The sequence below is a fragment of the Streptomyces sp. NPDC059788 genome, from assembly GCF_042732265.1.
Taxonomy (GTDB): Bacteria; Actinomycetota; Actinomycetes; order Streptomycetales; family Streptomycetaceae; genus Streptomyces.
The window spans coordinates 1-12,185 of the sequence record NZ_JBHWHY010000025.1 but is presented as its reverse complement, the minus strand read 5'-3'; the positions used below and the strand labels follow the sequence as shown (position 1 = coordinate 12,185).

The following is a 12,185-nucleotide window of genomic DNA, read 5'->3' as shown; positions in this document are numbered from 1 at the left end:
CAAAAATATCCACGAATACGCCACGGCCGTCGGAAATTCCGTGCCCGTCGAATAGAGTCACGTCGAATGCCGCCGCCCGGTGGCATTTCCGGATGTTTCCAGGGGATTACGGCGGAGGCACGGACGATGCGAGGCCACATTTCCGCGCACGTGGTGTGCACGGCGATCCGCGACGACATCGTATCCGGCGCGCTCGCGCCGGGCAGCCGGCTGATCGAGGAGCTGCTGGCCCGCCGTTACGGGGTCTCCCGGGTCCCCGTGCGCGAGGCGCTGCGCACGCTGCAGTCCGAGGGCTTCGTCACCATCCGGCACCACGCGGGTGCCTGCGTGGCCGAGCCCACCGAGCGCGAGGCGGCCGACCTTTTGGACATCCGGGGGCTGCTGGAGCCGCTGGGCGCCGCGCGCGCCGCCACCCGGCGCACCGCGGGGCACCTGAAGGTGCTGCGCGGCGTCGTACGGCTGGGCCGGGAGCGGGCCCGGCACGGCCAGCGGTCCGAACTGCGCCAACTCGACGGGTGGTTCCACGAGACGCTCGCCCAGGCGTCCGGCAGCGCCAGCCTGGCGGCCCTGCTCACCCAGCTGCGGCGCAAGATCGACTGGATGTACGCGGTCGAACTGCCGGCCCGCGACGAGCGGTCGTGGGAGGAGCACGGGGCGGTGCTGGACGCGGTGAGCCGCGGGGACGCCGAGCGGGCCCGCGCCCTGATGGCGGCGCACATCGAGCGCTCGCGCCCGGCGTACCGGCTGCGCCCGGTGGTCCCCGGCCCGGCGGTGAGGGATTCGAAACAGACCGTAAACACGGCGCACGACCAGAATTAACGGGGGCGCCGTATACAAGCGGTGGGCGGATTCAGTGAAATGCGATGGAAAGCGGCGGGGGAGCGGCGGGAAGCGTCGCGCGTGCCGAGAATGCGGGGAGCGGCGCGGGAATGCGGCGGCGGAGCGCTGTGAATTGTCCGGCCGCGCTGAATTGTCCGGCCGCGCCGGCGAAGTTCCTGCTTTCCGGCAGGTCCGCCCATTCTGCCGGCGGGCACAAAAATGCGGCCCCGCCCGGCGCCGGAATCCCGGTCACCGCGGCGGAGCCGCGAGCACACTGACCCGCGCGGCGGTTCAGACGGTCTCCGGGAGCTCCTCAAGGCCCTCGGCGACCAGCTTCGCGAGGCGGTCGAGCGCGGCGTCGGCGCCCTCGGCGTCGGAGGCCAGCACGATCTCCTCGCCGCCCTGGGCGCCCAGGCCCAGCACGGCCAGCATGGAGGCCGCGTTGACCGGGTTGCCGTCGGCCTTGGCGATCGTCACGGGCACCCCGGCGGCGGTGGCCGCACGGACGAAGATCGAGGCGGGGCGGGCGTGCAGACCCTCGGCCCAACCGACATTGACGCGGCGCTCAGCCATGGTGTTGCCCTTCAAGTCGTAACGGTTGTCTAGACCAGTGTCTCATGGTGCCGGGAGTGCTCCGGCAGGCCGCGACGGCCTCGGCGACGGCCTCGGCGACGGCCCCGCGCGACGGCCCCGCGCGACGGCCCCGCGCGACGGCCCCGCGCGACGGCGCCCCGAGCCGGCCGTCGGCACGCTACCCGCAGGTCACGGCCGCGCGGCCGGACCGTCCGCCATCCGGGACCCGGCGATCACGTCCCAGCCTGCCCCGGCCCGTACGGCCACGCACACCGAGCCGGTTGTCGGTGGCGGGTCGTACGCTGTCCCCCATGCAGAGCCCGTCGGACAGCGTCTACCCGGCCCACTGGGAAGCCGATGTCGTGCTGCGCGACGGCGGCACCGCGCGCATCCGCCCCATCGCCCCCGACGACGCCCAGCGCCTGGTCTCCTTCTACGAACAGGTCTCGGACGAGTCGAAGTACTACCGCTTCTTCGCGCCCTACCCACGCCTGTCCGACCGCGACGTGCACCGCTTCACCCACCACGACTACGTCGACCGGGTCGGCCTGGCGGCCACCGTGGGCGGCGAGTTCATCGCCACGGTCCGCTACGACCGCATCGACGACCGCGGCCGCCCCGCCAAGGAGCCCGGCGCCGACCAGGCCGAGGTCGCCTTCCTCGTCCAGGACGCCCATCAGGGCCGCGGTGTGGCCTCCGCGCTCCTGGAGCACATCGCCGCGGTCGCCCGCGAGCGCGGCATCCGCCGGTTCGCCGCCGAGGTGCTGCCCGCCAACACCAAGATGATCAAAGTCTTCACCGACGCCGGATACACCCAGCAGCGCACCTTCGAAGACGGCGTGGTGCGCCTGGAGTTCGACCTGGAGCCCACCGAGCAGTCCATGGCCGTCATGCGCGGCCGCGAGCAGCGCGCCGAGGCCCGTTCCGTGCAGCGCCTGCTGGCGCCCGGTTCGGTCGCCGTCATCGGCACCGGCCGCACCCCCGGCGGCGTCGGCCGCTCCGTGCTGCGCAACCTCCTCGACTCCGGCTACGGAGGCCGGGTGTACGCGGTCAACCACGCCTTCCCCGGGGGCGGCGCCCACCTCGACCCCGAGGGCGTGCCCGGCCACCGCTCGGTGCCGGAGATCCCCGAGCCGGTGGACCTCGCCGTCATCGCCGTCCCGGCCGCCCAGGTCCCCGACGTGGTCCGGGACTGCGGCGAGCACGGCGTGCGCGGCCTGGTGATCCTCTCCTCCGGATACGCCGAGTCCGGCCCCGAGGGCCGCGAGCGGCAGCGCGCCGTGCTGCGCCAGGCCCGCTCGTACGGAATGCGCCTCATCGGGCCGAACGCGTTCGGCCTGATCAACACCGCGCCCGACGTCCGGCTGAACGCCTCGCTGGCCCCGCAGCTGCCCGGCGCCGGCCGCATCGGCCTGTTCACCCAGTCCGGCGCGATCGGCATCGCCCTGCTCAGCGGCCTGCACCGGCGCGGCCCCGGCGACGGCTCGATCGCCGGTATCTCCACCTTCCTGTCGGCCGGCAACCGCGCCGACCTCTCCGGCAACGACCTGCTCCAGTACTGGTACGACGACCCCGCCACCGACGTCGCGATCCTGTACCTGGAGTCCATCGGCGACCCGCGCAAGTTCATGCGGCTGGCCCGCCGTACGGCCGCCGGCAAGCCCGTCGTCGTCGCCAAGGGCGCCCGCCACACCGGCACCGCGCCGCTCGGCCACACCGTCCCCACGGTCCGCATCCCCGACAGCACGGTCTCCGCCCTGATGCGCCAGGCCGGCGTGATCCGGGTCGACACGGTCACCGAGCTGATCGACGCCGGGCTGCTGCTCGCCTCCCAGCCGCTGCCGGACGGTCCGCGCGTCGCCATCCTCGGCAATTCCGAGGCCCTCGCCCTGCTGACGTACGACGCCTGCCTGACCGAGGGGCTGCGCCCGCTGCGTCCGCACGTCCTCGCCGCCGCGGCCACACCGGAGGACTTCTGTACGGCCCTGGCCGCCGCCCTGGCCAACGGACTCTGCGACGCCGTCGTCGTCACGGCCATCCCCTGGGTGGGGGAGGAGGGCGTGGCCTCCCCGGGCGAGGGCGCCGACCTCGCCGCGGCGCTGCGCGAAGCGGCCTCGGCCGCCGCGCCCGCCAAACCGGTCACCGTCGTGCACCTGGCCATGGACGCCCTCGCCGACGCGCTGGCGGCCCCGCCGCCGCCCGCCGCCACCCCCGCTCCTGCGAGCCCGGCCGCCCCCGCCGACGCCACAGCGGCCCCGCTGACGCCCTCCGGCACACCCGGCGGCACCGGGAGCCCCGGGTCACCGCCCGTCCCTCTGATACCGGCCTACCCGGCCGCCGAGCGCGCCGTCCGCTCGCTCGCCCAGGCGGTCCGGTACGCGAAATGGCGCCGGGACGCCGCCGACCCCGGCCGGGTGCCCGAGTACGAGGACATCGAGGAGGCCGCCGCCGGAGCCGACATCGACCGGCTGCTCGACGAGCTGGCCCGGCACGCCGACATCACCCGCTCCGTCCCGCTGCCACCCGAGGACGCCCACGCCCTCCTGGCCCGCTACGGCATCCCCGTCCGCCCCGCCCACCCGGCCCCCGACCCGGACACCGCCGTACGCGCCGCCGCCCGCCTGGGCTACCCGGTCGCCCTGAAGACCACCGCACCACACCTGCGGCACCGCCCCGACCTCGGCGGCGTCCGCCTCGACCTGACCGGCGAGGCCGAGCTGCGCCGCGCCTACGCCGAGCTGACCGACTTCCTCGGCAAACCGGAGGAGCTGCGCCCGGTCGTCCAGCCGATGGTGCCGCGCGGCGTCGACACGGTCATCCGCGCCGCCATCGACCCGGCCGCCGGCGCCGTCCTGTCCTTCGGCCTGGCCGGCGCCCCCTCACAGCTCCTCGGCGACACGGCGCACCGCCTCGTACCGGCCACCGACCGCGACGTCGCCGAACAGATACGGTCCATCCGCGCGGCCCCGCTGCTGTTCGGCTGGCGCGGCAGCCAGCCGGTGGACACCGCCGCCCTGGAGGATCTGCTGCTGCGGGTCTCCCGGCTGGTCGACGACCACCCCGAGGTCGTCGGCGTCGACCTGGAGCCGGTCGTCGTCGCCCCGCACGGCCTCGCCGTCCTGGACGCCACGGTCCGCCTGGCCCGCCCGCCGGCCACCACCGACCTGGGCCCCCGCCGACTGCCCGCCTACTGAGACCCCCCGGCCGGTACGCCCCGTAAGATGGGCCGCATGGCTAAGACCGGTACGACGACCCAAGGGCTGCGCGCGGCGATCGAGCGCAGCGGCTATTACCCGGCCCTGGTGGCCGAGGCGGTGCAGGCCGCGGTCGGCGGCGAGCCGGTGGTGTCGTACTTGGTCCACCAGGAGACGACCTTCGACGCCAACGAGGTCCGCCGCCACGTCACGGTCCTGGTGCTGACGGGCACCCGCTTCATCGTCAGCCACACCGACGAGCAGTCCGCCGACGACACCTCCCCCTCGCCGTACGCGACGACCTCCACCGAGTCCGTCAAGCTGGGCCGGATCTCCTCCGTGGTGCTCAGCCGGGTGGTGGCCAACCCCGAGTCGTACACGCCGGGCCGGCTGCCCCGCGAGGTCGTCCTGACCATCGGCTGGGGCGCCGTCGCCCGGCTGGACCTGGAGCCCGCCACCTGCGGCGACCCCAACTGCGAGGCCGACCACGGCTACACCGGCTCCTCGACGGCCGACGACCTGTCGCTGCGCGTCAGCGAGGCCGGCGACGGCCCGGACACCGTCCGGCAGACCCTCGCCTTCGCCCAGGCGCTGTCCGAGGCCACCGCGGCCACCACCCGCTGATGGCGCACGCCGTCCCCGCCTGGCCGGAACCGGAACCTCTCGACCTGGCCGGCGCGCCGGTGCCCGCGTACGGCACCGGCTCGCTCGCCGACCTGCTGCCCACCATCACCGCCGGCCAGGGCCTGACCCTGCCCGGCGCCGGACAGCCGGGCGCGCCGGGCATGGACCTGGCGCCCGCCGACCGCGTCTGCGTCTTCCTCATCGACGGGCTCGGCTGGCAGCTGCTGCGCGACCATCCGGACGAGGCACCGTTTCTGACGTCCCTTCTGGACAGCTCGTTCAACCGCACCGGCCGCCCGATCACCGCCGGATTCCCGGCGACCACGGCCGCCTCGCTCGCCTCGGTGGGCACCGGTCTGCCGCCGGGCGCCCACGGCCTGGCCGGCTACACCTGCCTGAACCCGGACACCGGCGAGCTGATGAACCAGCTGCGCTGGTACCCGTGGACCGACCCGTACGCCTGGCAGCCGCACCCCACCGTCTTCCAGCAGGCGCACGCCGCGGGCATCCACACCTGCCAGGTCTCCTCGCCGAACTTCGAGCGCACCCCGCTCACCGAGGTCGCGCTCAGCGGCGGCACCTTCCACGGCCGCCTCGCGGGCGAGGAGCGCATGGACCTGGCGGCCGAGCAGCTCGCCGCCGGCGACCGCTCGCTGGTCTACACCTACTACGCCGAGGTGGACGGCGCCGGTCACCGCTACGGCGTCGACTCCGACGCCTGGCGCGGCCAGCTGATGTACGTCGACCGCCTGGCCCAGCGGTTGGCCGAGCAACTGCCGCCGCGCAGCGCCCTGTACGTCACCGCCGACCACGGCATGATCGACATCCCGTTCGGCCCGGAGTCCCGTATCGACTTCGACGAGGACTGGGAACTGCGTGCCGGTGTGCGGCTGCTGGGCGGCGAGGGACGCGCGAGGCACCTCTACGCCCACCCCGGCGCGGCCGGTGACGTGCTCGCGGTATGGCGCGAGGTGGTCGGGGAACACATGTGGGTGGCAGGCCGTGACGAGGCCATCGCCGCCGGGTGGTTCGGCCCCCGGGTGGACGACCGGGTGCGGGCCCGGATCGGCGACGTCGTCGCCGCCGCGCACGCCGACATGGTGATCGTGGCGAGCGAGACGGAGCCGCGTGAATCCGCGATGGTCGGTATGCACGGCTCGATGACCCCGGCCGAACAGCTCGTCCCGCTCCTGGAAGTCCGTACCTGAGCCACCCGAACGCCCACTCCGGGCCCGCCCCGAGCCCGGCCCCACACGCCCTGCCCGCCCCCCGCACGACGCGCTCCCGCCCGCCCCCACTCGATACGAGCCCGAAAGGCCCGCGTTCTCCCATGCCCGAGCTGGTGTTCTTCTCCGGAACGATGGACTGCGGAAAGAGCACCCTCGCTCTGCAGATCGAGCACAACCGCTCGGCCCGCGGCCTGCAAGGAATGATCTACACGCGCGACGACCGGGCGGGCCGCGGCAAGCTCTCCTCCCGCCTGGGCCTGGTCACCGAGGCCGTCGAGGCGACGGACGAGATGGACTTCTACGCCCACGTCGTCGCCGCCCTCAGCTCCGGCGGCCGGGTCGACTACGTCATCGCCGACGAGGCGCAGTTCCTCGCCCCGGACCAGATCGACCAGCTCGCGCGCGTCGTCGACGACCTGGAGCTGGACGTCTTCGCCTTCGGCATCAGCACCGACTTCCGCAGCAAGCTCTTCCCCGGCTCGCAGCGCCTGGTCGAACTGGCCGACCGCATAGAGGTCCTCCAGGTCGAGGCCCTGTGCTGGTGCGGCGCGCGCGCCACGCACAACGCCCGCACCCTCGACGGCCAGATGGTCGTCGAGGGCGCCCAGGTCGTCATCGGCGACGTGCAGAGCGCCCCCGCCGAGGTCGGTTACGAGGTGCTCTGCCGTCGCCACCACCGGCGCCGCCAGACCTCCGCCGCCGCGCACGCGGCCGCGCTCTCCCCGGACGTCCTGCCGGTCGACGCCGCCAAGTAGCGCGGCCGGCGCGCACCGGCCGCCGGAAGACCGGGACCGCAGGGCGCGCCGGGCACCGTGCCCCGGTCACCGCGCGGCGCGCCCTCGCCGGCCGCTCAGCCCGGCTGCTGGAGCAGGGCGAACACCGCCCCTTCAGGGTCGGCGACCGTCGCCACCCGCCCGTACGCGGAGTCCCACGCCGCCTGCACCTCCTGGCCGCCCAGTTCCACCACCCGCCGTACCGCGGCGTCGGTGTCCGATACGGCGAAGTACGTCACCCAGTGCGGTCCCAGCTCACGGGGCAGCGTGTCGCCGACGCCGTGCACGCCCGCCACGGCCCGCCCCTTCAGATGCAGCGTCAGGTAATCGGGAACCGTGGCCTCCGGCTGGGTCTCGTAGCCGAACACCGCCTCGTAGAAGGCGGCGACCTCCGTCTCCCGGGTCACCAGCTCGTTCCACACCGGGGCGCCCGGCACGCCGACCAGCGCCGCGCCCACCATCTCCTTGCCCTGCCACAGCCCGAAGACCGCGCCCTGCGGGTCCGAGGCGATCGCCATCCGCCCCGCCTCGTCGTCCGCGTCCAGCGGGCCGACGGCGACCGTGCCGCCGCAGCAGCGGATCTGCTCCGCCGCCGCGTCCGCGTCGTCACTCGCCAGGTACGTGGTCCAGGCCACGCGAAGCTGACGTTCGGGCGCCAGTTCCCCGATCCCGGCCACCTCCCGCCCGTGGAGATACGCCCGGACGTACGGACCGAAGTGCTGCGGTCCCGGTTTGAACTCCCAGCCGAACAGCGCACCGTAGAACTGCTCGGTCGCGGCCAGGTCGTGCACCATGAGACTCACCCAGCAAGGCGCGCCGGGCGTCCGCCGAGTCGTTGCCTCGGTCGTCATCGTCACTCTCTCCTCGGACCATCGGGGTGGTGGCCGTGCGGGGACCGGGCGCGAGTGCGCCGTCCCGTGCAGATGCTCGCACCCCCTCATCCGCTGCGCGCCCCGGCCGCGCCGTCTTCGGCGCGTTCCCGTGGGAGAATGCCCGATTTGATGTTTCGCATCCGTTTCGGTGATGTTGCGGTTCGGGGACGCGTGCCGGAAACCGTGCGAAGGGGCCCGTCGCGGCCCCGGACGCGCCTTCATCGCGGGCCCGGCCTGCGCGAGGATGGCCCCATGAATGTCACCGTCACCGCCGCCGAGCTGGCGGACGAACTGGCCTCCGGGACCCCGCCGGTCCTCCTCGACGTCCGCTACCGGCTCGGCGGCCCGCCCGGCCGCCCCGAGTACGAGGCCGGACATGTGCCCGGCGCCGTCTACGTGGACATGGACGGCGAGCTCGCGGCTCCCGCGGGCCCGGCCGGCCGCCATCCGCTCCCGGACCTCGACGCGTTCGCCGCGACCATGCGCCGGGCCGGGGTCTCGTCCGACCGGCCCGTGGTCGTGTACGACGGCGGCCAGGGATGGTCGGCGGCCCGCGCCTGGTGGCTGCTGCGCTACAGCGGGCACCCCTCGGTACGCGTCCTGGACGGCGGCCTGGCCGCCTGGACCGCGTCCGGCGGCGAGCTGGGCACCGACGCGCCGTCCCCGAAGGCCGGCGACTTCACCGCGGCCCCCGGCGCGCTGCCGCTGCTGACGGCGGACGAGGCGGCGGCCCTGGCCCGGCGCGGCGTGCTGCTGGACGCGCGGGCCGAAGAGCGCTACCGCGGCGAGGTGGAGCCCATCGACCCTGTCGCCGGGCACATCCCGGGCGCGCTGTCCGCGCCCACGACGGAGAACCTCGCCGACGACGGCACATTCCTGCCGCCCGCGCGGCTCGCCGAGCGCTTCACCGCCCTCGGGGCCACCGCGGACGCCGAGGTCGGGGTCTACTGCGGTTCGGGCGTCTCCGCCGCGCAGGAGGTGCTGGCCCTCGCGATCGCGGGCGTGCCGGCGGCGCTGTACGTGGGCTCCTGGAGCGAGTGGTCGGCCGATCCGGCGCGTCCGGTGGCCACCGGCGCGCAGGCGGGCTGACACCCGGGGAGTCCCGTGAGCCCGTCCGCCACCGGGCGGGCTCAGACGGCGGCCGGTCGGCGTCCGTGCCGCCCGGCCGCGCCCGCCGTCGCTACTCCGGCTTCTTGCGCCGCGTCCCGAAGACGATCTCGTCCCAGCTCGGTACGGCGGCGCGCCGCCCCGGCCGTACGCCGTCGGCCTCGGCCTGCCGGTCGGTCGTCCCGGTGAGGCGGTCCCGGTGGCCGGCCACCGCCCGTGGCATGAGCACGTCGGCGTAGGCCGAGCCCGCGCCCGCGCTGGCCGCCGGAGCGGCCGGCTCCTCCAGCTCCTCGTCCTCGGCGGACTCCTCCTGCGGGGGCGCCTGCACCGGCTCCGGGACGATCATGTCGCCCCGGAAGCTGGGCACCGCCTCCAGAAGGCTGGTGAGCGAGTCGCGCTCGCGCTCGCCGGAACCGTCCTCGGCGCGCGCCTGCTCCTCGTCCTCGCCGCCTGAACGGTCGCGGTCGCGGTCCTGGGACGTCTGGCGGTCCAGGGCGCGATCCAGCGGCCGGTCGCGCGGCAGCCGCGCGATGCGCGGCACGAACGGGAAGCTGGGCTCCGGGGTGTCGTCGGTCTCGCCGATCAGCGCCCGCGCCTCGTCGTCGACGGCCTGGACGAGCCGCCGAGGCGGGTCGTAGGTCCAGCTCGCCGAGTGCGGCTCGGCCGCGACGCGGTAGACCAGCAGGACTTCCCAGGTGCCGTCGTCGCGCCGCCAGGAGTCCCACTGCACGGAGTCCTTGTCGGCGCCGCGCAGCAGCAGACGCTCCGCGACGGCCTCGCCGAGCTGCGGTCCGGTGTTCTCCCCGGGGCGGCGCACGGGCGTCTTACGGGCCCGCTCGGCCATGAAGGCGCGCTCGGCGAGCACCGGGCCCTCGAAGCGGCGCACCCGGTCGACCGGGATGCCGGCGAGCTGGGCGACTTCCTCGGCGGAGGCACCGGCTCTTATACGCGCCTGGATGTCCCGCGGGCGCAGGTGGCTCTCGACCTCGATCTCGATCTGGCCGAGACGCGCGCGGTCGTTGCGGACCGCGGCGCGCAGCCGTTCGTCGATCGGAAGCGTGTACTCGGTGCTGTCCGCAGCTTTGAGCACCAGCCGTGTGCCGTCGTTGGAGACGGCCACGACACGCAGTTCGGGCATGGGGACCTCCCGGGTGGTGCCTGCCGACGTCACGTGCGTCGCTGCTTCCGCTAGTCGAGTGTGGCCTGCCCGGGTGCAGCCTGCCACAACATTGCCGAGTTACCCGGCGTGTCGAGGCTTGGCCCAGAAACGCCGTTATGACACGGTTACCTGTTCGCAACGCTCAGTGACCATGTCCTGTTCCTGCTCCCAGTCACCCGTGCCCGTGGCGGCACCCGGGGGTGAGTGCCACCTTCCGGCCCCTTCCCGTGTATCCGGGCAGCCGGACGGGATTCCGGGGCCAGGGCTCGCCACAGTACTCCATTCGGGCCACTGAGGTGGACCGCCGCGCCGCCCAAGTTCACCTGCGCCAAGGGAGTTGGTCGCCTTGTCGATCTCTCTACACCGCGTGACGGGTGGCGAGGTTCACAGAATCCGCAGAATCGGAACTACCGGCTTCGCCCATAGGTCACTTGTCCGTGCAAGATGGATCGAAGGGGCGATCAAAGGCTGGAGATGGACAACAAAAGCGATACCGACACGAAAAACAAGGAGAAACGGCTCGACCTGAGCGTTCCTCAGGTCGCGGGCAGTGCCCTGGCGGCCGCGGTCGCCGCGTTTCTCGCCGGGAAGCTCGGCGTGTACGGGACCATCATCGGCGCGGGTGTGGTGAGTGTCGTGGCCACGACCGGTGGCTCGGTCTTCCAGCACCTCTTCCGGCGCACCGGCGAGCAGCTCAAGGAGGCCGCGACCGTCGGCACCCGGCCGAAGCCGCGCCGCTCCTCGGTGTCCCGCAGACCCCCGGGCACCGGGACCGGCAGCGGCATGGTGCTGCCCACTTTCAACCGGGAGGGCGCGGAGGACGAGATCACGTCCGTCGCGGCCGAGGACCGGGGCCGTACCGGCGACACCGACCGTACGCAGATGCTGCCGCAGGCGGGGGACGCCGACCGCACGCAGCTGCTGCCGCAGGCCGGTGACGCGGACCGTACGCGGATGCTGCCGCGGGCAGACGCGGCGCGGGCCTCCGGGACGGATGCCGGCCCCACCGACAAGACGCAGATGGTGCCGCGCCTCGACGACCGGACCATGGCGCTGGGGCAGGCGCGCCCCGACCACCCGGCGGCCGGGGCCACCGCGGTGCCGCGGCAGGCCGACGAGATCAGCACCGCCACGTACGGCACCCGGCTGCGCGGCTGGAAGCGGCCGGCGCTGGCCGCACTGGCGATCTTCGTGCTGTCGATGGGCGCCGTGACCTGCGTCGAACTGCTCACCGGGCACGACGCGGCAGGCGGCAACGGCACCTCGGTGGGCAACGTCTTCCGGGGCGGCGGACACCAGTCCGGGGACCGGAACCCGCCGGTCACGGACTCGCCGTCGCCCGGGACCTCGCACGGCAACGGCTCCACGGGCGACACCGGCGGCACGCCGACGCCCGACCCCAGCGGCTCCGCCGGCACCGGCCACGACGGCTCCACCGGCGGTACGGGCAACCCCTCCACGCCGCCGCCCAGCCCGGACGCGAGCCGCAGCGGCAAGCCCACGCCGCCGCCCAGCCCGCAGCCGTCCAAGTCCGGCGGCGGCAGCAACGGCGACACCGGCAAGGGCGGGGACGACTCCAAGGGCGATTCCGGCGACCGGAACAAGCAGGAGCCCGGCGGACAGCAGGCGCAGGACCCGAAATCCCCGTGAACGCGGGACGGAAATCCGCACCCGCGCGGGACGTAATGCCGTCCCGCGCGGGGACCTAATCCCCTTAACCGGCGCGGAATTTCCCCGATCCACGAGGACCGAATCCTCTTTCCCCCGGAAGAACCCGGTCCCGCCGCCCGCGCGGGCGGCGACCGAACCGGCCCGGACCCGGCACCCCGCCGGGT

10 protein-coding genes are annotated in these 12,185 nt (G+C 74.2%); 7 read left to right on the top strand and 3 right to left on the bottom strand.

Features of this window, described 5'->3' with window-relative positions; genetic code table 11:
• The first annotated feature begins 126 nt into the window (after positions 1-126).
• Positions 127-819 carry a GntR family transcriptional regulator gene (locus tag ACFV57_RS22270; RefSeq protein WP_385234916.1) on the top strand — a complete coding sequence of 231 codons (693 nt, stop codon included), beginning with the start codon at positions 127-129 and terminating at the stop codon, positions 817-819.
• A 291-nt stretch (positions 820-1,110) separates the two neighbouring features.
• Here ACFV57_RS22270 and ACFV57_RS22265 read toward each other — a convergent pair whose 3' ends face one another.
• On the bottom strand, positions 1,111-1,392 hold the full coding sequence (locus ACFV57_RS22265; RefSeq protein ID WP_030021209.1) for an HPr family phosphocarrier protein: 282 nt from the start codon (positions 1,390-1,392) through the stop codon (positions 1,111-1,113).
• A gap of 311 nt (positions 1,393-1,703) precedes the next feature.
• On the opposite strand from ACFV57_RS22265, the gene ACFV57_RS22260 reads away from it, so the two are divergent.
• The 4 genes from ACFV57_RS22260 to ACFV57_RS22245 all read left to right on the top strand — a co-directional run bounded on the left by ACFV57_RS22260 (position 1,704) and on the right by ACFV57_RS22245 (position 7,194).
• Positions 1,704-4,586 (top strand): GNAT family N-acetyltransferase, encoded by a 2,883-nt coding sequence (locus ACFV57_RS22260; protein WP_385234912.1) that lies wholly within the window; start codon positions 1,704-1,706, stop codon positions 4,584-4,586.
• A gap of 36 nt (positions 4,587-4,622) precedes the next feature.
• Positions 4,623-5,210, top strand: coding sequence for a DUF5998 family protein (locus ACFV57_RS22255; RefSeq protein WP_003981824.1), 588 nt, complete (start codon positions 4,623-4,625; stop codon positions 5,208-5,210).
• The gene (locus ACFV57_RS22250) at positions 5,210-6,418 is read left to right on the top strand and encodes an alkaline phosphatase family protein (protein ID WP_385234908.1); all 1,209 of its coding nucleotides are present in this window, start codon (positions 5,210-5,212) and stop codon (positions 6,416-6,418) included. Before ACFV57_RS22255 ends, ACFV57_RS22250 begins: the two co-directional genes overlap by 1 nt.
• A gap of 122 nt (positions 6,419-6,540) precedes the next feature.
• On the top strand, positions 6,541-7,194 hold the full coding sequence (locus tag ACFV57_RS22245; protein WP_385234905.1) for a thymidine kinase: 654 nt from the start codon (positions 6,541-6,543) through the stop codon (positions 7,192-7,194).
• 95 nt (positions 7,195-7,289) lie between these two features.
• Here ACFV57_RS22245 and ACFV57_RS22240 read toward each other — a convergent pair whose 3' ends face one another.
• A complete protein-coding gene (locus ACFV57_RS22240; protein ID WP_385234902.1) occupies positions 7,290-8,063 on the bottom strand; it encodes a VOC family protein in 774 nt (257 codons plus the stop codon).
• 273 nt (positions 8,064-8,336) lie between these two features.
• On the opposite strand from ACFV57_RS22240, the gene ACFV57_RS22235 reads away from it, so the two are divergent.
• Positions 8,337-9,173, top strand: coding sequence for a sulfurtransferase (locus ACFV57_RS22235; RefSeq protein WP_385234899.1), 837 nt, complete (start codon positions 8,337-8,339; stop codon positions 9,171-9,173).
• A 91-nt stretch (positions 9,174-9,264) separates the two neighbouring features.
• Here ACFV57_RS22235 and sepH read toward each other — a convergent pair whose 3' ends face one another.
• Positions 9,265-10,329: a septation protein SepH gene (gene sepH, locus ACFV57_RS22230; protein WP_385234896.1), complete on the bottom strand. Its 1,065-nt coding sequence runs from the start codon at positions 10,327-10,329 to the stop codon at positions 9,265-9,267.
• Positions 10,330-10,824: 495 nt separating this feature from the next.
• On the opposite strand from sepH, the gene ACFV57_RS22225 reads away from it, so the two are divergent.
• Complete coding sequence (locus tag ACFV57_RS22225; RefSeq protein WP_385234893.1) at positions 10,825-12,000, top strand: hypothetical protein; 1,176 nt, start codon at positions 10,825-10,827, stop codon at positions 11,998-12,000.
• The last annotated feature ends 185 nt before the right edge of the window (positions 12,001-12,185 follow it).